This window comes from Nocardia yunnanensis, assembly GCF_003626895.1.
Classification (GTDB): domain Bacteria; phylum Actinomycetota; class Actinomycetes; order Mycobacteriales; family Mycobacteriaceae; genus Nocardia; species Nocardia yunnanensis.
Window position 1 is genome coordinate 7,295,177 of sequence record NZ_CP032568.1, and the last position, 22,047, is coordinate 7,317,223.

Sequence of the window (22,047 nt, forward strand, 5' to 3'; positions counted from 1 at the left end):
GGGAAGCACAACTCCAGGTCAGCGCCGACCGTGAATACTGTGACAGATGGTTACATATAAAATGAGGGTGCGCAACAGGCCACACCGTCATGCACAGACCTCGGACCGTTGCACCTTCTGCCGTGTTCCGGTCACACCCGAAAACCGGGCCGGTATCGCCTAAGTGATGGCCTCGCTCAGGCGGGCCAGCAGCAGTGCGCGCTGGCGGGCGGCGTTGGCGGTGGCTTCGTTGACGGTGGCCAGGATGGCGGCGGCGGCCTGGTCGGGCGGGAGCGCGGTGATGGATTCGGTGAGGCTGAGGGCGGCGAGACTGCCGTCGCCGGAGACGTGGGCGGTGACGGTGCCGTCCAGGCCGGTGGCCTGCCCGGCCACCCGGGCCAGTCCGTCGGCGGCCAGGGTGAGGGCCTCGAGTTGCTCGCCGACCTGGGCGATCAAGGCTTTCATCTCAGGGTTCACAGGGCACGCATCCAGGAATGCGGGGGAGCGTCGGCGGCGGGGGCGTCCAGACGCGCCAGTTCGGTGGCCACGGTTTCGGGGCCGGGCAGGCCGAGACGGTCCAGCAGCACATCGGCCAGGCCGAGGGCCGCGAGGGCGTCCCGGCGGCGGGCGCGCGCCAGCAGAGTGCAGCGCTGGGCCAGGCGCTGGATCTCGGCGGCCAATGCGGCTGCGCCGTAGGCGTATTCGGTGGCGTCGAACCGCAATTCGATGAGCTGGCCGGCATCGGTGGCGGTCACGGTGATCGTGCGGGTACTGCAGGTGGTGGTGAATAGCGGAACATCGGGTGCGGTCATGGTTGAGCCTTGATGTGAATGGTCACCGTCGTCGAACACTCGATGGTGGAACGCTTTTCGATCTCGTGAGAGGTGATGTGTTTCTCCACGCGCGCGGTGCCGGCCTCGGTGGTGGGCTCGACGCCGAGCACCGGATCGGTGGCCGAGAGCGGGCCTTGCAGGGCCACGGTGCGCTCGGGGTCGCCCCACAGCACCGTGCGATGCCCGGGCCGCACGCTCGGCAGGTCGTCCCAGCTGTGGTCGCGGATATCGCCGGGGAGTTCGTAGTCTTCGTACTCCGGTTGCGCGGCTTCGCGACTCGGCACGGCGGTGTCGTCGTGCTTATCGGGGACGCGGGGGCCGCCCGCGAAACCGGGCAGATCGCCGAACAGATTCATGATCCCGTATCCGCCTGTCCGCCGGGTGCGGTGATACCCGGCTGATCGATCTCGTTCACCTTGGCGGTCAAGGCGTCCATGCCGACGTCCGCGGTGGCGATCACCCGGACCCCGTCGCGCACATAGTCCGCCGCCATACTGACCACCGCGTCCAGATCCGCCTGGGAGCGTGCGGCATTGACCAGCGGCGTGGCTTGGGCGCGAAAGCCGCTGATCAGCATGTCGAGTTCGGCGGCGGCCCGGTCGCGGGTGTCGTAGGCCGCGAACAACAGTGGCGCGAGGGTTTCCGCCACGGTGGCGAGGTCGCCGATCCGGCCCGCGGTGACGTTCATGATCGACAGGGCCGCCGCGGCGGTGTCGGTCGCCGCCAACTGGCTGACGCCGGCGCGGTGCACGTCGCCCGAAGCCCGCACCGACCCTGGCACCGCGGCCAGCGCCGCCAGCATCTCCGCGGTCGGCCGGACGCCGCTGCCCAGGGCCGCACGCAATCGCAGCAGTGGCGTGATCAGGGCTGTCACCAGTGCCGGTTCGTTCTGCTCCGGAGTACCGGGCTGCATATCCGTTGTCCGCCTACTCTGCTGCCGGCTTAAACCTGACCGTCGCCGTCGCCGGCGCCCGCGATCCGCGCCGCGGACTCGGCATCGGTGGCGCCCAGCACATTTCCCCACCGGATGATCGACTGGCCGTACCTGTCCGTGAGGTCCGAAGCCGTCCCCAAATGCTCGACATGCTGAGCCCAAGCCTGACTCCACGCCGCCGCGAATCCGCGCCCCAGCACCCCCAGCCCGGACAGATCGATCCCGGCCAGCACCTGTGCTTGCCCCTGTGCGCTGTCCAGCAGCGCCGCCGCCTGCTGTGCCGCATTCACGTATGCGACCGCACTCGGGTGATCCCACGCGACCCGCTCGGTATCGCCGTCCATCGAAGAATCCTGTCTGTCGCGTGTGCCGCGATCAGACTATCGGCTCACCCGGCCTGATTCGCGCCATGTCGGCCCAATTCACCACGGCCCCACCATTTATCGGCCCGACGCGAGCCTAGCCGCGTCCAATCTGACCCCGTGTACCCGCAACCCATTCCTGCGTCTTCACCAACCCGGACCCGATCTCTTTCCTGGCCCCCTGAAATCCATACAGCTCTCCGGCCAGCCGAGTGAGAACCTCGCCCTCGGACTCCTCCAGCCCTTCGAGCACGGCCTCGTCCTCCAGCAAATAGGCCACAATCGCTCGCTCCCTGGCCGTCCATCCCTCGGCAGATCCCTCCCATCCGTGCTCGCGCACTGCTCGCCCCCGCTGGACCAATTCCGCGCGCCGCGCGGCCCGATCGGCATCACTCGGCTCCCGAGACTTCAAATGCGCCCAGCTGACGCGAGGGGTGTCGGCCATGAAAGTAAGTATCCGCTACCTGATGTCCCGGTATTGAGGGGGATCTGGCAGTACCTGTACCGCCAGGATCTCCCGGACGCACGAAACGCCTGTCAACGTGGACCAATGGCGGACAACCAATTCACCACTCACACAGACCTATTCGATCTGAGCGGAAAGCTCGCCCTGGTCACCGGCGGCACCAGGGGCATCGGAATGATGATCGCGCGCGGCCTGCTGCAGGCGGGCGCCCGCGTCATCATCAACTCGCGCACGGCGGATGCGTGCGCGCAGGCACAGCATCTGCTGTCCGGATACGGCGACGTTCGAGCAATCCCCGCCGACCTGTCCAAGCACGAGGAGTGCCAGCGCCTCGCTGATCTTGTCGAAGCCGACTCCGGACGCCTGGACATCCTCGTCAACAACGCGGGAGCGATGTGGCGCGAGCCACTGGAGACCTTCCCCGACGAGGCTTGGGACGCAGTGCTCGACCTCAACCTCAAGTCGCCGTTCTGGCTGGTGCAGGCGCTGCTGCCCGCGCTGCGCCGGGCGGGCACCGCCGAGGATCCCGCGCGGATCATCAATATCGGCAGTATCGCCGCCATTCACGTCGCCGAGTCGCCCAACTACTCCTACGCCAGCAGCAAAGCCGCACTGCATCAACTCACCAGAGTGCTTGCCAGAGAACTGGGCCCACAGCACGTCACGGTGAACGCGGTGGCCCCGGGAGTGTTCCCCTCGCAGATGATGGCCGCCGCACTCGAGGCCATCGGCGACACGATCGCGGCGGCGGCCCCGCTGCGCCGGCTCGGCCGCGACGACGACATGGCCGGTGTCGCAGTATTTCTCGCCAGCCGGGCCGGGGCCTACCTCACGGGCGCCATCATCCCGGTCGACGGCGGCATCGCGACGACCGCAACGGGCACGCCCTAGACGCAAGGCAGTCGTCGGGGTACCGGCAGTACCTGCCTCGGTCTGCTGCACGCGCTTACGGTGAGGGGATGGCCACGAGAGATCTGCGCACCGATATCCGGGAGTTTCTCAGTTCGCGTCGCGCCCGCATCTCGCCCGCGCAGGCGGGATTGCCCGCTTACGGCGGCAATCGCCGGGTCGAAGGTCTGCGTCGCGAAGAGGTAGCGCTGCTGGCGGGGGTCTCGGTCGACTACTACGTGCGCATGGAGCGCGGCAGCCTCGCCGGCGCCTCCGACGGCGTGCTGGATGCGTTGGCCTCCGCGTTACAACTCGACGAGGCCGAGCGCGACCACCTGTTCCACCTCGCGCGCCAATCCAGCGGACCACGCCGGCGCAGGCCCGCCGGCGCGGTGCGCTCGACACTGCGGCAGGTGCTCGACGCCATCTCCGATGCGCCCGCCCTGATCGGTAACGGTCGCTACGACGTGCTCGCCACGAACCACCTTGCCCGCGCACTGTTTTCACCGTTGCCGGCCGACCCGAGACGTCCGGCGAACACCGCGCGGTTCGTCTATCTGGCTCCCGAGGCGGCCAGAGATTTCTTTGTCGACTATGACCGAATCGCGGCTGACATAGCCGCGAAACTACGCATGGAAGCCGGCCGCGATCCGCACGACGAGGACCTGATCGCCCTGGTCGGCGAACTGTCGACGCGCAGCGAACTGTTCCGGCAACGGTGGGCATCCCGGGACGTGCGGCTGCACCGCTCCGGCCGCAAACGGCTGCACCATCCCGTCGTGGGCCGCCTCGACCTGGACGTCGAATCCCTGGCCCTCCCAGCCGAACCCGGCCTCTACCTCACCATCTACACCGCCCCCGCGCGCACACCCACCGCCGACAACCTAGCGCTGCTGGCCTCGTGGGCCGCCACCCAACTGTGATCGCTTGGCGTGGAATGACCTCCAGCTGGCGCGAACCGACACCGTGAGACGTCCGGGCCGGAACTTAGTCTCGGCTTGTGGCCAGGTATTCGCAGTGCTCCGTCAGGAGTTCGCGCCTCGAATCGTCTTGGGCAGGGCGGAGATTCGCTCGCGGTGGCGCTGCTGCAGGGCGCGGCTGCGGGTGAGGAAGTCCAGGATGGTGCGCAACTGGTCGCCGGTGTAGGCGTCCATCTCGGCCGCGCCCTCCTGCGCGATCGGGCCGTAGATTTGCCAGACCTCGGCCATGGTCTCCGGGGTCACGCGGACCAGGACCTTGCGGCGGTCACCCGGTTCCGGTGCGCGGGCGACGTGGCCGAGCTTGGCCAGGCGGTCGAGCATGGTGGTGACGCTGCCGCTGGTCAGACCGAGTTCGGCGGCCAGCGCGCCGGGGGTGGACTCGCCGCGTACCAGGACTTCCAGGCAGCGCAGATCGGTGCGGTTGACCCCGAGCGCGGTGGCGGCGGCCTGATGGTCCAGGTTCGGTCGAATTCATAGACCGAGCGATCCACTTGCGCGAACGGTGAGTTCGCCAGCACCTGCTCGTGCGTCCGGTGGTCAACGGCGGAACCGAGGCGCCCGGGCAACGGTTCCCCTGGTGCCAGTTCAGCAGGCAGATAACGACACTGCACATCCTCGACGACTTTCTGCCAAGCCGTGGTCGGCCGAACCAGACAGCTGTCGTTCGCCAGCACGATGACGCCGTTGTCCTCGACCACACCGTCGAGTGCCGCAAGGACATGCTCGCGATCCATCCAATGGAACGACCGCCCCATGGTGACCATGCGGAACTGCCCGAGCTCACCGGGCAGATCGGCCGAACCCCCATGTTCCCAGACCACATTCGTCAGCCCCGCCGCCCGCGCGCAGCGAGCAGCCTCGACAAGCATCCCGGGCTCAGGATCCATGCCGACTGCTTCGGCGACGTGGGCGGCTAACGGGATAGCCAACTGTCCTGTGCCGCAGCCCAGATCGAGGAGCCTGCCGGTGCCATCGAGATGAAACCGCTCAACCAGGTCGTCGAAGAACGGTTTCGGGTAGGTCGGTCGATAGCGCGCGTAATGCCATGCGGTCCCTTCGAACAGACCGCTGCCCGTTGGCCCGGGGGAGGTGTTCAGCGTCAACGGATATCCGAACTCTTCGAATGAGTCTCAACCGATCAGATTACCGGCCTCGCAGTAGACGTGACCTCAGAGCACGGTTTGTGTGAGTTCTCAGCCGACCTGGCGGAGAGCAAGCCTCCGACCTGTGGTTCGCCAGCCGCGATGGGTCTGCCGCCGGCGAATCCTTCTCAGGCTAGTTGACGGTTTCCGTGTTGTCGGCGTTGAAAGCTGCTTGGGCGGTGCCGAGAACCTATGGCCTGGTTGCGGTCAGGACCTCCAGTTTCACTGGCTCGATGAGTCCGTCAGGTTCGACGGCCCGCAGGGTGTCGGCGACGTCTTGCTCGAACTCGGCGCGGCGGTCGCCGAGCAGCTGACGAAGCGGTAGGGAGGTCGAGTAGAGATATCCGATCACCTGCTCCGTCGTCCAGGGTCGGTCGAATTCATAGACTGACCGAACCACCTGTGAGAAGGGCGAGTGCGAGAGCACCTGCTCGTGTGTCTGGTAGTCGACTGCGCTGCTGACACGGCCCGGCAAGGGGTCCGCTGACGCTAATTCCGTTGGCAGATAACGATGTTGGATATCCTCGACGGACTTCTGCCATGTCGTGGTCGGTCGGACCAAGCAGCTGTCGTTGGCAAGCACGACGGCGCCGTTCTTCTCGATCATGGCGTCGAGGGCCATGAGGGCATGCTTGCGATCCATCCAGTGGAACGAACGGCCCATCACCACCATCTGGAACCGCCCGAACTCGCCAGGAAGATCAGCTGAACCGCCCTGTTCCCAGAACACATTGGTCACCCTCGCAGCCTGGGCGCATCGAGCTGCCTCGACCAGCATCTCGGGTTCAGGGTCCATGCCGACAGCTTCGGCGACGTGAGCTGCCAACGGTATCGCCAACTGTCCCGTGCCGCAGCCCAGATCGAGGAGCCTTCCGGTGCCGTCGAGGTGAAACCGCTCAACGAGATCGTCGAAGAACGGTTGCGGGTAGTTGGGCCGATAGCGTGCGTAGTGCCATGCCGTTCCCGCGAACAGCCCGTTGCTGGAGGCTCTGGGTGATTCGGTCATCGTCAACGGATATCCCAATCGCTAGTAGTCGCGGAAGGTTTCGATTTGTGCCCCAAGTCGTTCGAGGCGTTCGGCGAGTTGCTCGTAGCCGCGGTTGATCACGTAGATGTTGCGCAGCACCGACGTGCCTTTCGCGGCGAGCATCGCGAGCAGGATGACGACGGCAGGGCGGAGGGCAGGCGGACAGATGATCTCGGCGGCCGACCAGTGGGTGGGGCCTTCGACGTAGACCCGATGAGGATCCAGGAGAGTGATGGATGCTCCGAGCTTGGTCAGTTCGGTCAAGTAGATGGCGCGGGTTTCGTAAACCCAGTCGTGGACAAGGGTTTTCCCTTCGGCCGTGGCAGCGATAAGGGAGAAGAAGGGCAGGTTGTCGATGTTCAGCCCAGGGAACGGCATCGGGTGCACTTTGTCCCGTGGCGCGCGCAGGTGGGAGGGATGGACTGTCAGGTCGGCCAGTCGTGTATGTCCGTTCGAGGCGGCGTATTCCGAGGACAGGTCGAACCGCAGTTGCATCTCTTCCAGCAGTGCAAGTTCGACCTCGAGGAACTCGATTGGCACTCGCTGAATTTCGAGCGTGGAGTTGGTGGCGATGCCGGCGGTGATCAGGCTCATCGCTTCGATCGGGTCCTCGGAGGGCGAGTAGTCGACGTCGGCGTCGATCTGTGATCGACCGTGGACTGTCAGGGTGGTCGTGCCGATGCCGTCGACGTGGACGCCCAGTTTCTGCAGAAAGAAGCACAGGTCTTGGACCATGTAATTGGAGCTGGCGTTGCGGATGGTCGTGACTCCGTCTTGCCGGGCCGCTGCCATCAATGCGTTCTCGGTGACGGTATCGCCGCGTTCGACCAGCACGATGGATCGGGTCGGGGTGTGGCGTCGGGACGCCCGGACCTGGTAGCTGCCGTCGATGGCGTCTATTTCGATTCCGAACGGCCGCAACGCTGCCAGATGTGGTTCGACTGTTCGGGTGCCGAGTGCGCAGCCGCCTGCGTAAGGAAGGTGGAACTCGTCGTAATCGTGGATGAGCGGGCCCAGGAACATGATGATGCTGCGTGTGCGCCGGGCCGCCTGGGCATTCATCGAATCCAGATCCAGTATGGGCGGTGGAATGATCTCGAGATCTCCGCTGTCACCGAGCCATTCGACACCGGCTCCGATGCTGCGTAGGACCTCGACGAGCCGGTTGACCTCCTCGATGCGGGCGACGCGCCGTAGGACCGTGCGTCCGGAGTTCAGCAGCGCGGCGCAGAGCAGGGAAACACTGGCGTTCTTGCTGGTGTTGATGGTGATCGATCCGGAGAGCGGTTGTCCGCCCACGATGCGCAAATGGGTTGGCCCGCTTGTGTGTCCGACCGAGAGCAGCTCGGTGTCCAAAGCGCGGCCGACGCGGGCGAGCATCTCCAGACTGACGTTCTGATGGCCTCGTTCGATTCTGTTCACCGCGCTCTGCGACGTGCCGAGCGCGGCGGCGAGCTCTGCTTGCGTCCAGCCGCGGGACTTCCTGGACTCGCGGACGAGTCGTCCGATTTGTTCGAGTTGATCGGCCTGCTTGGTCGCCACAATCACGCGCTGGAAAATATCACATATGAGATTTGAATGGGCTAGTTGATCACTCTCGCGGCCCTGAGTAGCTCATATGAGAGATTTCATTGCGAGTCTCGCGATCTTGCAGCCGATTTCCGGTGAGGTGTTGCGGACCGGACCGTGTAGGTGCTTCGGTGTTGAAGGCGGTGCCGTTCGACCCAGTCCCGCAGTGGATCGTTGTAGGCGCTGAAGGCGTAGGCCGTGGTGCGGCGGAGTCTGAGCTGTTCGACCATGTGAGCGTAGAAATTCCGCTGTTGGAAGTAGTGCTCGGCGGTGGCAACCTGATGGCGCCAGACGGGATCGCAGATCGCCTCGGCGATGATCACGGTTTCCGGCATCATGACCAGCGATGGTGGGATGGGAACCTGTGTCGCGGAAGCGAGAACACCCGATCGCGCTTCCCAGCGTCGGAGCAGGGGCGTGTGGTAGAACGAGTCCGTGATGCGCGACCATGCTGTCGTGATCGCCTGCGCGGCAGCGAACTGCGTGTCGACCCAATGCTGATTCTCCTCAGCGCGAAACAGTCTGTCGCGCCGACGGTATGCGGTCAGAATCTCTGGAGACCCGGAGAGGTCGATCTGGACCCTTTCGTATCGAGTGCCCAGCCATCGTCGGTGCCGACGGCAGATAATCGACGACTGCGCGAAGTAGATCTGGATCGGAGGATTTCCCGGGATTCGAGCGCAGCAGGATGCGCAGTGGCCGCGGACGAGTGAGCTGATGATCTGGATCGCTGTTCGCGGTGACGAACTTGCCCGTGTGCCAGCCAGGGCGGGCAACGGCAGGCTGCGTCGCAGTCGTTCCAGCGGCATCCCGGCGAAACAGGCGAGCCGTTGCTGGGCGGCTGAGTTGAGCATGATCTCTTCGTGGTCTCGCAGCATGTATTGATCCAGGCTGACGGAGGGTTCGCCGAGAGCACGCAGCAACGTGGTGGGAACGACGAGCTCGTTGGTGCGTGCCAGCCGGAAGAGATAGGAGGAGGTGGTCTCGCCGCGAACTGGCCGGACCGAGAACGGCAGTGGCATCGCGGGCCGCTGCCAGAGCGCGAGGTTCATTGCCGCGGTTTCCGTCTCGGTTCGTATTGGTTACCCGCTGCGATGTCGAGAATGACCGCTTCCAAGTGGGCCTTGGTGACCTTCTCGGAACCGTCGCTGATGGCGTCGTTGGCGGCCTCGTAAACGAGTTGGTCGAGGCTGCCGATCATGCCCCCGGTGCGGGCATGCAGATAGGAAGCCCATTCGAGAAGAGTGCCGACCTTGTGGCGATGCAGTCGCAGTGACTGCTCCATGGTCGCGACCAGTTTCTTCCAGTCGTTCTTGGTCGCGATGGTGTTGTAGGAGAACGCTGCAGTGCTGACGGGGATGAATCGGCCGGCGATTTGACGTCCCCGAACTCCGGAGAACAGGTTGGTTTCCTCGAGGTCGAGTCCGGAGTAGACGAAGGTCGCCGAGACGGTGTCGAAGAAGTATTTCAGCTGATCCGACGCCCCTTTGCCTCTCTTGGTGGACAGATCCAGCCGGTGGATCTCATCGACGAGGACCAATCTCGTTCCTGCCCGGCGCATCACGGCGGCGACCGCGTGCGCCAACGATTGTGGTCCGTCGCAGCGGCCGACCGGCAGGCCGAGGAACACGGCCATCTCCCCAGCCATCGATTTCGGGTCGGCGTCGGGCGGGATCAAGATATAGACGACCGGGATCCGGTCGGGAATGCCCGGGTTGCGGCGCTCGAAATCGAGCTGGAATCGCTTGCCCAGCTGGGTGATCGAGGTGGACTTGCCGGTGCCGCTGGCTCCGGAGATCAGCAGGCCGCGACGGCCGAGTTGCTTGCCACGGTTGTTGACGATCAGTTTCTGGCCGGTGTGAATGATCTTGCGGATATCGGGTGTGGCGACCAGCAGCAGTGAGGAGTGGTAGTCCTGGCGGGCTTCGTTGTAGAGATCCCGCTCGAGATCGTCGATGCGTTCGAGGTCGTTATCCGAGAGCAGTTGGGGTGGTTCGGGATTGGCTTGCCCGACGAATAGCGACCATCCTTCCTTGGTAGCCAGCGGGTGCCGCGCGTCCAGCTGTGGGGAGGTCACCAGCGTCCTTCCCGCTCGTCGAACGGATCGAGCAGGCCGAAAGGAACGACCTCGACGCCGTCGGCCTCGATCACGGTCACCTGGTCGTGGTCATCGGCTGTGTCCCCTGGGGGGAGTGCCGGGCGCTCGGGGAGCGCGGTGGGCCAGCGCCCGACCTCGGAGACCAGTTCCGGGGGAAGGTGATTGGTCATCGCGCGGGTCGAGACGGTGCGGGCCAGCGGCCGGCTGGTGTCGGGTCCGGATTCGGCGCGGCGCAGCAGCGCGGCCAGGATGACCGCGACCGCCATTTCGTTGGCGTCGTCGACGCCGCGCTGCGCGGCGAGTTTGCGTGCCGCGCGCCAGGTGAAGTCGGCGAAAGGCTGCCGGACGATGCCGTGATGGGTCCAGGGAACGGTGAACCAGCCGTGACCACGGTGGTTGCGAACCCAAACCCGCGAGACGTCATAAGGGTCGTAATGCACTTCCCAGCGTCCGCCCTTGGCAGCGATCCCGGAGCTTTGACCTGCGCAGATTCGAAGTTCGGTGCTGTTGTAAGTGCGGTAGTCGATCTGAACACCCGTATCGCTGATCGCCCGCCAGTGCGCGGGCAGCAACTCGATGTAGTCCTCGCCGGAGAGCGTGACCGGGACGTAGCCAGCGGCGGCGATGAGCGCCGCGTAGGTGTCGTTGGGCGAGGCGTTCTGATTCGGGGTGAACGGATGCCGCAGGCCATCGTGGGGACGGGTCTGCCATCCGGCCAGGACCCATTCGTCGAACAACTCTTGCAGGTCCGCCAGCGGCCAAACGGCGCGGTCTTCAACGTCGCCGCCTCGGCGGGTGACGTCGCGGCCGGTGTATCCGGAAACATGCTGACAGAACAGGGTATTGATCGACCCGAAGGTGCGCTCGACGATCGCCTTGTCGGTCGCGGTCAACTCGTGGGCAGGCTGAACCGAAATGCCCAGAGTGTCCGCAGCGCGGGAGAACACCTCCGAAATGAACACCTTGCCGTGGTCGACGACCACCGTGTCCGGAACGATCACCGGTTTGGCCGCCGCCAACGCCATCCGCGCGTCCAATGACACCAGCCGCTGATAGGGGATCCGCGACGCCGACATCGCCAACGCTTGATCCCAGCCCGGACGCATCGGCTCAGGCACCATCATGCGTGCCAGGATCAACGCCGCATCAACGGATTTCGCGCCAACCGGCCGCAGCACCCCAGCGCAGATTGTGCGAGTAGCGATATCGACGGCCAGCACCAACTCGGCGCGGCCGAGCACCCCGTCGTCCATTACCGCCATCACATCCAGCGGTGTCGTGTCCAGATGCACCAGCTCCCCGGGCCGCGCCGCGGTGGTCGGGGTGTAAACCCGGTCGGGCTTGTTCGCCGTCTGTCGGCGGGTGACCGCCGACCCGAAGGTGTGCCGACCCGCCGCCAGCACCTCCAGCAGGCGATAGCACGTCGCTTTCGACGGCAACCGCACTGCCCCGGGCCCGTGCTCGTCATCGAGCAGCCGCCGAACCTGCTCGATCACACGCGATTTGGTGCCGGTCGAAGTATGGGTTTGTGCGGCGATCACCGCTGTCGCGGCGGCGACCACCCGTGGATCGACCTGCCCGGTCGGTTCCAGCAGCCGGACGTAGCGTGAATCGACCAGACCCCATAATCCCTGATCACGATATCGGCGCCGCATGCGCTGAACGGTCCGAGCACTCACCTTCAACTCGACCGCTTTGGCCTTCTCTCGGTCGGTGACAACCACCGTCGCCGGATCGTATTGCGGTCGCGGCGTTGCGCCTTCACCCACGCCGGGAGGCAGCCCGGTCTCGACCTCCATCACGTGACGTTCCCAATCCCGGGCCTCCGCGAGCGCTTTCTCCGGCAAAGACTCGAGCAGTCCCCGCGGTTCGATCCTGGGCAGCGGAGCCGAGCCCACCAGCTCGAAATCCTCTGCCGCCAAAAGGAATGGCAGAGCAACCACGCTCGCCTCACCACTGTCGGACAGCAACCGAATCTTGGTCCCCGAAATCGCGACCACCGCATGCGCGAACCCGCCGAAGACCACCCGGTCACCAACGGTGAGCACGCCTGGCCGCTCCAACATCACCGGCGCTCCTCGCTGTGCACGGGCCCCTGCGCCATGTCCGACAGATCCGACAACTTCGGTGAGACACTCACAGCACTGCGGTGCGACAACACCACCGACAAATCCGCCACCAACCATTGCCGCCAGAGCAGGTGATAGAGGACCGGCAATGTGCGCAGCGGATCACCCACCGCCTCAGCCCCATCCATCAACGGCCTTGGCCGCGTGAACGTTTCCAGCAACTCACGTGCCACCGCACCGTCGAAACAGCGGGGATGGCGATAGCCGCCCAACCAGCGATGATTCGCGGCTATAAGCGGATCCAGCCGATCCCACACGGCATAACCCCAGCCCACCGCCGCGCAAGCGTGCGCCATCACCGCGAACGCCGCTCTATCTCGGTCCCCGATCAACTCTGCCGGCCGCGAATCCAAGACCAACCACCGCGCACCCGTCCTACGCACCAGGAAATCCGGCGCATGCCGACGTTGCTTGCCGCCGTCCTGCCGCCAGACCAGCCAAAACGGCTGCGACACGACGTCGACCACCTCGGGATCGAAGTCCAACGCCACCAAATGATCTCGCTCGACCCACGACTCGAACCCGACGCGCCCGCCCGTCGTCGCCGACCAGTACCAACCGGGATAATTTCTCTGGCCGCGATGGGACCGGAACGCCCGCACCGGACCAGCGATCTCGCCCACCACCGCGGGCAGACCCTGCCACCGGACCCGCCGCTCCACACCGGACTTCGACACGAACGCGGCCTCGAACTCATCGACGTCCATGCCCAGGCCCGGACCCCATTGGCCCGCCGGTGCGCTCAGCACCGATCTATCGTCGCCACTTCGCAAGATCAAAGGTTCGTTTCCGACAGATCAGCTGAGAACACGCCATGGGTACGACAGGTGTCATGAGACTCCGACAGCTCACCTGAGAACCGACATTTGGTACGGGTGTACATGGGAGCCCAGTTTTTGAGTTTATTCGTTGCGGTTACGTTTCGTTGGCTGCGACCAAACGGAAACGGAATAATCTCAACGGTTTACGGGGGAGCGTGGTGGGCTGACCCCCGATAACGTTCACTTATCGGGGGTCAGAACGGCGTGGGTTGGATTGAGGCAGTTTGGGTTTCGTTTCGTGTTGTTGCGTTGGATTTGACGAAACCAACGCTACGATTCCTGGGTGTCGAGCATCTGTAACTACCCGGGTTGTACGAAACCGATCACTCGCGCCGGAGGGCCGGGACGGCCGTCGGAATACTGTGAGCATCCCGATCACACGCGGTGGCGGGCGTGGCGGGAGCGGCAGCGGCGGCAGCAGGCGGAGGCGGAGACCCCAGCCGGGAACGTCACTGTGACGCAACAGCGTCCGGTGACCGTGGCTCGGTTGCGGGCGGATGAGCTGCTCGGACAGTTCAAGAATTTGGCGGATCAGTTGGGGACGACGTTGCATGCCGCGGTGGCGGAGCTGTCGACGCTGGCCGATCCGGCGGTGGCAGAGGCGCAGGTGCAGGCGGTGCAGGCGGATGCGGCGCGGCGGATTGCCGAGGCGGAGATGGCGGCGGTGGGGGCGGAGCAGGCGCGGCGGGAGGCCGAGGAGGCCAGGGCGGCAGCGGAATCGGCGGCCGAGGATGCGATTCTGACGGCGGAGGACGCCGACGCGCGGATCGCTGAGGCGTTGGCGGCGCGCGATGATGCGCTCGGTGAGGTGGAGCGGGTTACCAAGCGGGCCGCCGATGAGGTGTTCGCGGCGCGGGCCGAGGCGGAGGCCGAGATCCGCACCGCGCGACGGGAAGCGGCCGAGGATGTGGAGCGCGCCCGCCAGCAGGCGAGCGAGGAGATCGAGATGGCGCGGGCGAAGGCCGCCGCCGAAATCGAGCAGGTGCGTCGCGACGCGGCACAGCGCATCACCGCCGCGAGCGCCGAACGCGACCTCGCCGTGCAGCGCGCCGCCGACGCCGAGCGCGCCATCGAACGCGCGGAAGCGGCTGTGGCCGAACGCAATCAGGTGGTCGCGGAAACTCGCGAGGAACTCAAACAGGTGCGCGCCGACCTGGATCGCGCCCGCGCCGAGAACACCGAGTTCCGCCGACAGGCCGCCACGGACATCGCCGAGGTCCGCAAGGAATCAGCCGCAGCCCTCGAGAAGGCACACCAGGAAACAACCGCCCGCCTCGCCGCCCTCGACGACGCCCGAACCCAAACCCTCGCCCGCGCCGAACGCGCCGAACAACAACTCGACGCCCTCCTCGCCCAGCGCGCGACACCTGCCGAACCGCAGCGCTGAGCACCGCCGGGGAACGGCCGGCGGTCGCTCCTGATGCTCAGGAAGTGCTGGCCGCCATTCGCAGAACGACGCGACCCAGGTTGCGTCGTTCCTCGATCGACGCGATGGCCTCGTCGAGGCGATCGACCGAGAATTCCGTGTGGCGCGGCCGGATCGCCCCGTCTGCCAGCAACTTCCACAGTTCCGACCGATACGACTCGATCACGTCCGGCTGTGTTCGGGACAGCAGCCCGATCGAGAAGCCGGTGATTGTCTTGAGCTCCGCGAGCAGGCTGCCGACCTCGACCGAGCCGCCACCGGCGCTGTAGGCCACCAGCCGGCCTCGCGGAGCCAATGCCTCGACCGCTCGCGTCACCAGCGAGCCGCCCACCCCGTCCACGATCACGTCGAACCGCTCAACCCAGGGATCCTCGTACCCGACCACCCCGTCCGCACCGCACTCCCGCACGAACGCGACTTTGTCCGCCGCGCCGACCGCGCCGACCACGCGCTCGGCGCCGAGCGCCCGTGCGATCTGCACTGCCAGATGGCCGGATCCACTGGCCGCGGCGGTGACGAGCATCGACCGCCCCGCGATGTCTCCACCGGAACGCACAGCCCCCATCGCTACCAGGCCGCCGCGGACCAGTGCGAGACCGTCGGCGGCGTCGACGTCGGCGGGCAGTTCGCTGACCAGTGCCGGTGCGGCGAGGGCATATTCGGCGTAGACGCCTTCGAACACGACACCACCGACCCGCTTGCCCAGCCAGGCACCGGGGACGTCCGGGCCGGTATCGACCACTGTGCCCACCATCTCGCCGCCTGGGTCGGATACATTGCCCGCCCGCAGCATCCGAACGAGACCGAGGTGGACTCCGACCAACTCTGTGCGCACCAACAGCTGGCCGGGTCCGGGCGTGGGGCGCTGGGCCTGGACTGGTTCCGGTCGGCCGGAGAAACGAATCTTGCGCACTGAGCACGCCTTTCGGGTTGACACCGGAATGCCTGCGGCGGCAACCGGTTGTTCGAATTTCTTACGTCGGACGTAAAATTATGCTGAGCGCAGTCACTATGTCAACGGTAAAGTTACGTTGGTGGTATGTTTTGATGGTGAGTACCGAGCCCCTCGGCCTGCGCGAGAGCAAGAAGCGCGAGACCCGGCAAGCGATCTCCGATCACGCGACCAGGTTGTTCATCGAGCGCGGATTCGAGGCGACGACCATCGCCGAGGTCGCCGCGACAGCGCGGGTCGCCAAGAAGACTGTGACGAACTACTTTCCGCGCAAAGAGGATCTGGCGCTGGATATCCATCAGGACTTCGTCTCCTCGCTCGCCGACACTGTCGCAGCCCGCGCGCCCGGCGAGTCGGCGCTGTCGGCCCTTCGTGGCGAATCCATCTCCGCGGCACAGCGTTTCGACGCGCTGGCTGGATTTTCCGGACCCGACTTCTGTCGCATGATCGCCGACAGCCCGACGCTGGTGGCCCGGCTGCGGGAGCTCCACGAACTGCGTGAACAGGAGCTCGCTCGCATGCTGCCCGGCGACGACATCATCCGCCGCGCCGCCGCCGCCCAATTCGGTGCGGCTCACCGGCTGCTCTTTCAGCGGGTTCAGGAACTCACGCTGCAGGGGCTGTCACGCAAGCGCATTGCAGCCACCGTGGTCGGCGAGGCGAACCAGGTTTTCGACCTCCTCGAGCCCGCCCTCGGCGACTACGCGATCGCCTGACGAGGACGGACCGGCTAGCGCGCCGAGCTTGGTTTCGCACAACCTCCTTGAGCCTATGTATATTAGTGCTTAACCTAATACTCATAGGAAGGAGGTGATCGTGTCTCCTCGATCGGGCCTGACCACGGAACGTGTGGTCCGTGCCGCGGCGGAACTCGCCGACGAGATCGGCTTCGACAAACTCACCCTGTCCGCGGTCGCCCGGCACTTCGGGGTCAAGGACCCCAGCCTGTATGTGCACGTGCGCAATCTGCACGATCTGCGGGTGCGGGTGGCGCTGCTGGCCAGTGCCGAGCTGAACGACCGCATCGGCGTGGCGGTCGCGGGACGGGCGGGCAAGGACGCGTTGGTCGCGTTCGCCGACGCGTACCGGGCCTATGTACTCGAGCATCCGCAGCGCTATGCGGCCACGCAGATCCGGATGGATCCGGCAGAGGTGGCCGGGGAGCCCGCGCTCCTGCGCAGCATCGAGCTGACCACGTCGGTGCTGCGAGGGTACGGGTTGGCCGAGCGGGAGGCGCTGGACGCGGCCCGGCTGCTGCGCAGCACCTTTCACGGATTCGCCACCCTCGAGGCGGCCGGCGGGTTCGCGCACTCGCACCCCACCGACGATTCCTGGCCCCACATTCTCGACGCGCTCCATCTCGCGCTGTCGAATTGGCCGACCTACACGAACGAGGACAACACTCGATGAGATCGGATACCGTTCGCGTCCCCGGCGCGACCCTGTACTACGAGGTACGCGGAAAAGGCCCTGTGCTGCTGCTGATTCCGGGCGGCGGTGGTGACGCCAACGCCGCCGACGGCATGGCCGAGGTGCTGGAGCGGCATTTCACGGTGGTCGCCTTCGATGCCCGCGGCTACTCGCGAAGCACCCTCGACGGCGGCACGCCCGAGCCGCAGCACGTCGCGGTGCAAAGCGACGACGCCTTCCGGTTGCTGACGCACCTGACCGATGAACCCGCCTACGTGTACGGCGGCAGTCACGGAGCCATCGTCGGCCTCGATCTGCTGGCCCGGCACCCCGACCGGATTCGTGCGCTGGTCGCCCACGAACCGCCGTGCTTCGCGGTACTTCCCGACGCCGCCGAGCACCGCGCCATGATCGACGACGTGTATCGCTTGTTCCGCACCGACGGCCTCGCCGCCGCCGCGGGCCGGTTCCTCACGGCGATCGGCGGGGCGATCAAGCCAGGCCCCGAACTGTCCCCGATGCCGGAACGAGAGCTGCAACGCCGCGCCCGCAGCGCCGCCAACGCGCCGATCATGATGGAACACGAACTGCGCGAATTCACCTCCTACATACCGGATTACGAAGCACTCGCACCGGTCGCCGATCGCCTGACACTCGCCGTCGGCCAGGACACCCGCGGCTGTCTGCCGTACCGCCCCGCCGTCGAGATCGCCGAGCGCCTCGCCCTGAACGTCACCGAATTCCCCGGCGCCCACAACGGAACCCTCAGCCACTCCCAGGAAGTCGCCACCGAGCTCCTTCAGGTACTGGCACCGGGTACGACGCACGCCGAACCGTACCCCTGACCTCCATGTAACCGAAGCGGCTGACTGCCGGATTGCGATGGGCCCGAGGACAGCACATCCGGTGTGGGTGACGCCGGCGGTGGCCAGCATCATCGCCACTGCCGGCGAGCCGGGCGCAGCACTGAGCCGCCTGCGCCCGGCTCGCCGCCTAACCCAATCAGTAAGCTTCGCAAGGTATTAACGATCGCCCCAGCGAGCGATGCACGTAGCTCGGGATCGCAGCCGCCCCAAGCCCCTACGTCAGGACGCCCTGCGGTGCTCGTCGTTCTCGTGCTGGGCGATCACGGCCAGCAGTTCTCGAACCCACGCCGGACGCTGCTCGCTGGTGCCCGCGGTGGCGATGTCGCGCTCGATCGGCGAGCGAATGTAGGCCGACTGCGACAATCCGAGGTTCGTTGCACGGAGCTTGCACGCTTTGTCGAGTTCGCGTGTCAGCTTCACCGATGGCGTCGACATGTCGGCGGGGGCCGAAGAACCGATTCGTGACAACCTCGGTGCCGCACTCACCACCGTCGTAACTTCCGCGCGAGATCAGCCGCCCGCGGCTGCCTCGCCGATTCCTTTTCGGGAAGACCGGGGTCTACATGGTGTGGCGGTTGCTCTGGGTTGGGTGGCTGTCGACGTGTATGGAGTCCCGAGTGGAAGGTTGATTGCTGATGAGTATTCCGACGACGATGCGGGCGCTGGTGCAGGGGGCGTTGGAGGGGCCGGGTGGGTTGGGGGTGGATGGTGAGGTTGCGGTGCCTTGGCCGCGGGCGGGGGAGGTGTTGGTTCGGGTTGCCGTGGCGGGGGTGAATTTTCGGGATGTGATGCAGGGGCGGGGGACGTCGCCGGGTGGGCCGCGGCCGCCGTTCGTGGCGGGATTCGAGGGGGTGGGTGAAGTTGTCGCGCTCGGGGAGGGGGTGAGTGGGCCCGGGGTGGGGACGCATGTGATGGGGGTGGGGGACGGGGCGTTCGCTGAATACATGGTCTTGCCTGCGGCTGCCGCGGTGCCGGTGCCGCCGGGGTGGACGGATCTGCAGGCGGTGGGGATGCTGGTGAATCTGCCGACGGCGTTGGCGGCGTTGCGGCCGCTCGGTGGGTTGGCCGCGGGGGAGACTGTGTTGATCCAGGCGGCGGCGGGTGGGGTCGGGCAGGCCGCCGTGCGGATGGCCAAACACTATGGGGCGCAGGTCATTGCGACGGCTTCGGCGGCCAAGCACGACGCGGTGCGGGCGCTGGGGGCCGATCATGTGCTGGACTCACGCGGTGACAATCTCGCCAAGGTGCGGGAGCTGACCGGTGGGCTCGGTGTCGATCTGGTGCTCGAATGCGCTGGCGGGGAAGGTTTCGACGCCAGTCTCGCACTCGCCAAACCAGTGACCGGACGTGTCGTCGTCTACGGACTGGCGGGCGGCATTTCCTCGATCACCAACCAGGATTTGGTGTATCGACACCCGATCCACCTCATCGGCTTCAACCTGGGCACCCTGATTCAGGCCGCGCCCCAGCTCTTCGGCGAGGTCATGGGTGAGTTGTTCGCGCTCGTCGCCGCCGGTGTGGTGACCCCCACCGAACCCACCGCCTACGATCTGGCCGACGGCGCGATGGCCTTGGCGGAGCTGGAAAACCGTTCCAGCACCGGCAAACTGGCCCTGCTGCCGTGAGAACGCTCAGGCGACGAACCCGAGGTCGCGGCGGCCGCCGCCGACCACGGGCGTGGGGTCGGTGCTCACCACCCGATGCAGCAGCTCATGGTAGACGTCGCGGAAGTCGACGGTGGTCTTCAGATCGCCGTTGTCCAGATCCGTGAGGCCGGGCTCGTCGCCGTACCAGCCGCCCTTGATCGCACCGCCGGCCACGAACACCGGTCCGGCGGTGCCGTGGTCGGTGCCCTGCGAGGCGTTGGCGCGCACCCGGCGGCCGAACTCGCTGTAGGCCAGCAGCACCACGTCCTTGCCGCGTGGATGGGTGGACAGGTCGCGCAGGAAGCCCGACACCGCCTGATCGAAGCGACCCAGCAGTTGCTCCTGGGTGTGCCGCTCGTCGGCGTGGGTGTCGAAACCGCCCAGGCTGACCGAGTACACGCGGGTCGGGACACCGGCCTTGATGCACTGCGACACCAGATCCAGCTGCGCGGCGAGCGGGTTCGCCGCCGACTTCCCCGCCTTCAACGACGAAAACGTCTTGGACACAGTCTGTTCCGCCTGATACCCGACACACACGCACCCCTGCGCGGCACTGTCCCCGGGATAGGTGCGCGCCAAACCCGACACGGCCGCGGACATGTCCGCGCTCAGCGGCGCGGACGCCGGATCCAGCGCCGCCGCGGTATGTTTGGCGCCCAATGCCAGCTGCGGCAGCACCGAGCCGATGCTGACCGCGCGCACCGGATCGTCGCCGGTGGCGTCGAGCCAGCGCCCGATCCAACCGGTCGGCACCGGCTCGGCGGGCGAGGCGGTCTGCCAGATGTCCATGGACCGGAAGTGACTGTGATCGGGTTGCGGATAGCCGACCCCGCGCACGATGGCCAGATTCTTGGCGCGCCACAGGTCGGCCAGCCCCTTCAGCGCGGGGTTGAGACCGAGCTGGTCGTCGAGGTGTAGCACCTCCTCGGGCCGATAGGACAGTTCCGGCCGGGAATCGTGATAAGCGTTGTCCGCGTAAGGGATCACGGTATTGAGCCCGTCGTTGCCGCCGTAGAGGGTGGCGACCACGAGGATGCCCGCCCCGGCGGCCAGCGGAGTGGTGCTCGCGCGATGCTGCAGCTGCTCCCAGGTGACGCCGAGCCCGGCCACGCCGAGCGCGCCCAGCACGCCCGATCCGACGAGGAACTGCCTGCGACTGACTTGTGCCATGACGGTACGGCTTTCAGCTCGTGAGGTATTCGGGAGTGTTGATCGCCAGCGTCGCCAGCCGATCCGGCTGATCGGCGACCGCGGACAGCACCTGGGCGCTGCGATCGGACCAGTGCCCGACGCCGAACAGGTGACCGGCCGCATCCACCCGGTCGGCTCGGCCCACGGCGGTGAGGGCCGAGAGATCGGCCGTCCGCACCAGTTTCGCGGCGGTGGTCAGCCGCAGCTGCGCGGCCGCACTCGACATCCAGCCCTGTCCGCGCGGCCAACCGCCCACGTTCGGCGGATAGAACGGCAGCTGCCCGAGCGTCCGCAGCGTCGCGGCCAGTCCCCGCACCTGGCTGTCGTCGGTGAGCGGAACCCGCAGCGCGCGCACCGCGCCGACCAGCCATTCCACCGGGCCGTGCACGACAGTCCCGGGGGCGGAGACGAATTCGGGATCGGTGCAGATCGCCGTGACCAGCGCCGACAGATCGCGGCCCGGACCGTAGGCGGCGGTGAGCCGATCGAGCACGGCGGCGGACGGCGGATCGTCGGAGGCCAGCTGCTGCCACAGCCTCGCGGCGACGAAGCGCGCGGATTCCGGGCGCGCCAGCACCGCGGTGCAGAAGCCGCGCGCATCGAGCGGGCCCGTCACGCCCAGAAAGGTTTTGCTGCCGCCGTCGTGCCGCTTCTGGTCGAAGGTGGCGACCCCGTTCACAATGGTCCAGCCGGTCAGCGCCCGGGCCCCTTCGCGCACATCGGTTTCGGTGTAGCCGTTGCCGTGACCGAGAGCGAACAGCTCCATGAACTCCCGGGACAGGTTCTCGTTCGGGGCTTTGACGGTGCTGGTGACGCCGTCGAGCCAGCGCAGCATGGCCGGATCGGTGAGCATCGCGTAGGCGAGGGCACCGAAGTCGCCCGTGCCCAGGGTGCGTAGGGTCCGATTCTGTGCGGCCATTTCGCCGGCGCTGCGCACCTTGGCGGCGGAGGTGGCGAAATGGTTGTGCCACATCAGCGTCAGCTTCTCGCGTACCGGGACGCGGACCGCAACCATCCGGCGCAGCCACCAGGCGGTGAGGGTGTCTAGCTGTCCGTTGATCTGCGCCTGATACGCCTTGCGCGCCGGGGCCGACGCGCCCTTGCCGGGCGCGGTCAGCGGGGCGAAGTCCGGCAAGGCCGGATCGGCGTCCGGGCCGGCTGCCAGGGCGGACCGCAGATAGGCCGCCGCATCGGGCACCGCGTCGATTTCCGCGCCGGTAGCGCCGAACCCGGTTCGGCGCAGTACCCGCGCGGTGTGCATCCACTCCACCGGCATGCCCATGACGCCGAGTATCGAGGCCGTCGCGCTCGCACGGTAGCCCGTCGAC

24 protein-coding genes are annotated in these 22,047 nt (G+C 66.5%); 7 read left to right on the forward strand and 17 right to left on the reverse strand.

Annotated elements, in window-relative coordinates:
- Positions 1 to 159: 159 nt before the first annotated feature.
- From D7D52_RS34195 to D7D52_RS34215, 5 genes are read right to left on the reverse strand one after another with little or no spacing between them, the layout of a single operon-like run.
- Positions 160 to 444: a YbaB/EbfC family nucleoid-associated protein gene (locus D7D52_RS34195; protein ID WP_120743099.1), complete on the reverse strand. Its 285-nt coding sequence runs from the start codon at positions 442 to 444 to the stop codon at positions 160 to 162.
- Between the two features lie 8 nt (positions 445 to 452).
- Entirely contained in the window at positions 453 to 791 is a 339-nt protein-coding gene (locus tag D7D52_RS34200) for a hypothetical protein (protein WP_120743101.1), read from the reverse strand.
- Complete coding sequence (locus D7D52_RS34205) at positions 788 to 1,168, reverse strand: hypothetical protein (RefSeq protein ID WP_120743102.1); 381 nt, start codon at positions 1,166 to 1,168, stop codon at positions 788 to 790. Before D7D52_RS34205 ends, D7D52_RS34200 begins: the two co-directional genes overlap by 4 nt.
- Positions 1,165 to 1,725 (reverse strand): hypothetical protein, encoded by a 561-nt coding sequence (locus D7D52_RS34210; RefSeq protein ID WP_120743104.1) that lies wholly within the window; start codon positions 1,723 to 1,725, stop codon positions 1,165 to 1,167. The genes D7D52_RS34205 and D7D52_RS34210 overlap by 4 nt, the downstream gene beginning before the upstream one ends.
- A gap of 29 nt (positions 1,726 to 1,754) precedes the next feature.
- Positions 1,755 to 2,090 carry a hypothetical protein gene (locus tag D7D52_RS34215; protein ID WP_120743106.1) on the reverse strand — a complete coding sequence of 112 codons (336 nt, stop codon included), beginning with the start codon at positions 2,088 to 2,090 and terminating at the stop codon, positions 1,755 to 1,757.
- Positions 2,091 to 2,658: 568 nt separating this feature from the next.
- Between D7D52_RS34215 and D7D52_RS34225 the strand changes: the two genes are divergently transcribed.
- Both D7D52_RS34225 and D7D52_RS34230 read left to right on the forward strand, forming a co-directional pair.
- Positions 2,659 to 3,465: an SDR family oxidoreductase gene (locus D7D52_RS34225; protein ID WP_120743110.1), complete on the forward strand. Its 807-nt coding sequence runs from the start codon at positions 2,659 to 2,661 to the stop codon at positions 3,463 to 3,465.
- Between the two features lie 68 nt (positions 3,466 to 3,533).
- Positions 3,534 to 4,385 (forward strand): helix-turn-helix transcriptional regulator, encoded by an 852-nt coding sequence (locus D7D52_RS34230; RefSeq protein ID WP_120743112.1) that lies wholly within the window; start codon positions 3,534 to 3,536, stop codon positions 4,383 to 4,385.
- A 102-nt stretch (positions 4,386 to 4,487) separates the two neighbouring features.
- Here D7D52_RS34230 and D7D52_RS38590 read toward each other — a convergent pair whose 3' ends face one another.
- The 8 genes from D7D52_RS38590 to D7D52_RS34270 form a co-directional block, all read right to left on the reverse strand.
- Entirely contained in the window at positions 4,488 to 4,901 is a 414-nt protein-coding gene (locus D7D52_RS38590; RefSeq protein WP_342775296.1) for a MarR family winged helix-turn-helix transcriptional regulator, read from the reverse strand.
- Complete coding sequence (locus D7D52_RS34240; RefSeq protein WP_120743116.1) at positions 4,784 to 5,545, reverse strand: class I SAM-dependent methyltransferase; 762 nt, start codon at positions 5,543 to 5,545, stop codon at positions 4,784 to 4,786. The genes D7D52_RS38590 and D7D52_RS34240 overlap by 118 nt, the downstream gene beginning before the upstream one ends.
- 229 nt (positions 5,546 to 5,774) lie before the next feature.
- Positions 5,775 to 6,590: a class I SAM-dependent methyltransferase gene (locus D7D52_RS34245; protein ID WP_120744679.1), complete on the reverse strand. Its 816-nt coding sequence runs from the start codon at positions 6,588 to 6,590 to the stop codon at positions 5,775 to 5,777.
- A gap of 21 nt (positions 6,591 to 6,611) precedes the next feature.
- The gene (locus D7D52_RS34250) at positions 6,612 to 8,159 is read right to left on the reverse strand and encodes a UDP-N-acetylglucosamine 1-carboxyvinyltransferase (RefSeq protein ID WP_222932730.1); all 1,548 of its coding nucleotides are present in this window, start codon (positions 8,157 to 8,159) and stop codon (positions 6,612 to 6,614) included.
- A gap of 80 nt (positions 8,160 to 8,239) precedes the next feature.
- On the reverse strand, positions 8,240 to 9,232 hold the full coding sequence (locus D7D52_RS34255; RefSeq protein WP_120743118.1) for a TniQ family protein: 993 nt from the start codon (positions 9,230 to 9,232) through the stop codon (positions 8,240 to 8,242).
- The gene (locus tag D7D52_RS34260) at positions 9,229 to 10,257 is read right to left on the reverse strand and encodes an ATP-binding protein (RefSeq protein ID WP_120743120.1); all 1,029 of its coding nucleotides are present in this window, start codon (positions 10,255 to 10,257) and stop codon (positions 9,229 to 9,231) included. The genes D7D52_RS34255 and D7D52_RS34260 overlap by 4 nt, the downstream gene beginning before the upstream one ends.
- Positions 10,254 to 12,344, reverse strand: coding sequence for a Mu transposase C-terminal domain-containing protein (locus tag D7D52_RS34265; RefSeq protein ID WP_120743123.1), 2,091 nt, complete (start codon positions 12,342 to 12,344; stop codon positions 10,254 to 10,256). The genes D7D52_RS34260 and D7D52_RS34265 overlap by 4 nt, the downstream gene beginning before the upstream one ends.
- Positions 12,344 to 13,156, reverse strand: a complete 813-nt coding sequence (locus tag D7D52_RS34270; protein WP_246023505.1) for a TnsA-like heteromeric transposase endonuclease subunit — start codon at positions 13,154 to 13,156, stop codon at positions 12,344 to 12,346. Before D7D52_RS34270 ends, D7D52_RS34265 begins: the two co-directional genes overlap by 1 nt.
- Before the next feature lie 526 nt (positions 13,157 to 13,682).
- Between D7D52_RS34270 and D7D52_RS34275 the strand changes: the two genes are divergently transcribed.
- Positions 13,683 to 14,615 carry a coiled-coil domain-containing protein gene (locus tag D7D52_RS34275; RefSeq protein ID WP_120743124.1) on the forward strand — a complete coding sequence of 311 codons (933 nt, stop codon included), beginning with the start codon at positions 13,683 to 13,685 and terminating at the stop codon, positions 14,613 to 14,615.
- A gap of 37 nt (positions 14,616 to 14,652) precedes the next feature.
- Here the strand turns inward: D7D52_RS34275 and D7D52_RS34280 are convergent, their stop codons facing one another.
- The gene (locus D7D52_RS34280) at positions 14,653 to 15,591 is read right to left on the reverse strand and encodes a quinone oxidoreductase family protein (protein ID WP_425464590.1); all 939 of its coding nucleotides are present in this window, start codon (positions 15,589 to 15,591) and stop codon (positions 14,653 to 14,655) included.
- Positions 15,592 to 15,647: 56 nt separating this feature from the next.
- On the opposite strand from D7D52_RS34280, the gene D7D52_RS34285 reads away from it, so the two are divergent.
- The 3 genes from D7D52_RS34285 (at position 15,648) to D7D52_RS34295 (ending at position 17,861) form a co-directional block, all read left to right on the forward strand.
- Positions 15,648 to 16,322, forward strand: a complete 675-nt coding sequence (locus D7D52_RS34285; RefSeq protein WP_246023507.1) for a TetR/AcrR family transcriptional regulator — start codon at positions 15,648 to 15,650, stop codon at positions 16,320 to 16,322.
- 100 nt (positions 16,323 to 16,422) lie between these two features.
- Positions 16,423 to 17,016 carry a WHG domain-containing protein gene (locus D7D52_RS34290; protein WP_162958751.1) on the forward strand — a complete coding sequence of 198 codons (594 nt, stop codon included), beginning with the start codon at positions 16,423 to 16,425 and terminating at the stop codon, positions 17,014 to 17,016.
- A complete protein-coding gene (locus D7D52_RS34295; RefSeq protein ID WP_120743130.1) occupies positions 17,013 to 17,861 on the forward strand; it encodes an alpha/beta fold hydrolase in 849 nt (282 codons plus the stop codon). The genes D7D52_RS34290 and D7D52_RS34295 overlap by 4 nt, the downstream gene beginning before the upstream one ends.
- A 240-nt stretch (positions 17,862 to 18,101) precedes the next feature.
- On the opposite strand, the gene D7D52_RS34300 is transcribed toward D7D52_RS34295, so the two are convergent.
- Positions 18,102 to 18,302, reverse strand: coding sequence for a hypothetical protein (locus D7D52_RS34300; protein ID WP_120743132.1), 201 nt, complete (start codon positions 18,300 to 18,302; stop codon positions 18,102 to 18,104).
- Positions 18,303 to 18,517: 215 nt separating this feature from the next.
- Here D7D52_RS34300 and D7D52_RS34305 point away from each other — a divergent pair, with 215 nt between their 5' ends.
- Positions 18,518 to 19,507, forward strand: a complete 990-nt coding sequence (locus tag D7D52_RS34305) for a zinc-binding dehydrogenase (RefSeq protein ID WP_120743135.1) — start codon at positions 18,518 to 18,520, stop codon at positions 19,505 to 19,507.
- 6 nt (positions 19,508 to 19,513) lie between these two features.
- Here D7D52_RS34305 and D7D52_RS34310 read toward each other — a convergent pair whose 3' ends face one another.
- Together D7D52_RS34310 and D7D52_RS34315 are read right to left on the reverse strand one after the other, a co-directional pair.
- A complete protein-coding gene (locus tag D7D52_RS34310) occupies positions 19,514 to 20,698 on the reverse strand; it encodes a DUF1501 domain-containing protein (RefSeq protein ID WP_120743137.1) in 1,185 nt (394 codons plus the stop codon).
- Between the two features lie 13 nt (positions 20,699 to 20,711).
- Entirely contained in the window at positions 20,712 to 22,001 is a 1,290-nt protein-coding gene (locus tag D7D52_RS34315; protein ID WP_120743139.1) for a DUF1800 domain-containing protein, read from the reverse strand.
- Positions 22,002 to 22,047 lie beyond the last annotated feature (46 nt).

What these genes read in the sequence shown, in the direction of transcription:
- D7D52_RS34195 (WP_120743099.1), bottom strand. Translation starts at nt 444, where the DNA reads ATGAAAGCCTTGATCGCCCAGGTCGGCGAGCAACTCGAGGCCCTCACC.
- D7D52_RS34200 (WP_120743101.1), bottom strand. Translation starts at nt 791, where the DNA reads ATGACCGCACCCGATGTTCCGCTATTCACCACCACCTGCAGTACCCGC.
- D7D52_RS34205 (WP_120743102.1), bottom strand. Translation starts at nt 1,168, where the DNA reads ATGAATCTGTTCGGCGATCTGCCCGGTTTCGCGGGCGGCCCCCGCGTC.
- D7D52_RS34210 (WP_120743104.1), bottom strand. Translation starts at nt 1,725, where the DNA reads ATGCAGCCCGGTACTCCGGAGCAGAACGAACCGGCACTGGTGACAGCC.
- D7D52_RS34215 (WP_120743106.1), bottom strand. Translation starts at nt 2,090, where the DNA reads ATGGACGGCGATACCGAGCGGGTCGCGTGGGATCACCCGAGTGCGGTC.
- D7D52_RS34225 (WP_120743110.1), top strand. Translation starts at nt 2,659, where the DNA reads ATGGCGGACAACCAATTCACCACTCACACAGACCTATTCGATCTGAGC.
- D7D52_RS34230 (WP_120743112.1), top strand. Translation starts at nt 3,534, where the DNA reads ATGGCCACGAGAGATCTGCGCACCGATATCCGGGAGTTTCTCAGTTCG.
- D7D52_RS34245 (WP_120744679.1), bottom strand. Translation starts at nt 6,590, where the DNA reads ATGACCGAATCACCCAGAGCCTCCAGCAACGGGCTGTTCGCGGGAACG.
- D7D52_RS34255 (WP_120743118.1), bottom strand. Translation starts at nt 9,232, where the DNA reads ATGAACCTCGCGCTCTGGCAGCGGCCCGCGATGCCACTGCCGTTCTCG.
- D7D52_RS34265 (WP_120743123.1), bottom strand. Translation starts at nt 12,344, where the DNA reads ATGTTGGAGCGGCCAGGCGTGCTCACCGTTGGTGACCGGGTGGTCTTC.
- D7D52_RS34285 (WP_246023507.1), top strand. Translation starts at nt 15,648, where the DNA reads ATGCTGAGCGCAGTCACTATGTCAACGGTAAAGTTACGTTGGTGGTAT.
- D7D52_RS34295 (WP_120743130.1), top strand. Translation starts at nt 17,013, where the DNA reads ATGAGATCGGATACCGTTCGCGTCCCCGGCGCGACCCTGTACTACGAG.
- D7D52_RS34305 (WP_120743135.1), top strand. Translation starts at nt 18,518, where the DNA reads ATGAGTATTCCGACGACGATGCGGGCGCTGGTGCAGGGGGCGTTGGAG.
- D7D52_RS34310 (WP_120743137.1), bottom strand. Translation starts at nt 20,698, where the DNA reads ATGGCACAAGTCAGTCGCAGGCAGTTCCTCGTCGGATCGGGCGTGCTG.
- D7D52_RS34315 (WP_120743139.1), bottom strand. Translation starts at nt 22,001, where the DNA reads ATGGGCATGCCGGTGGAGTGGATGCACACCGCGCGGGTACTGCGCCGA.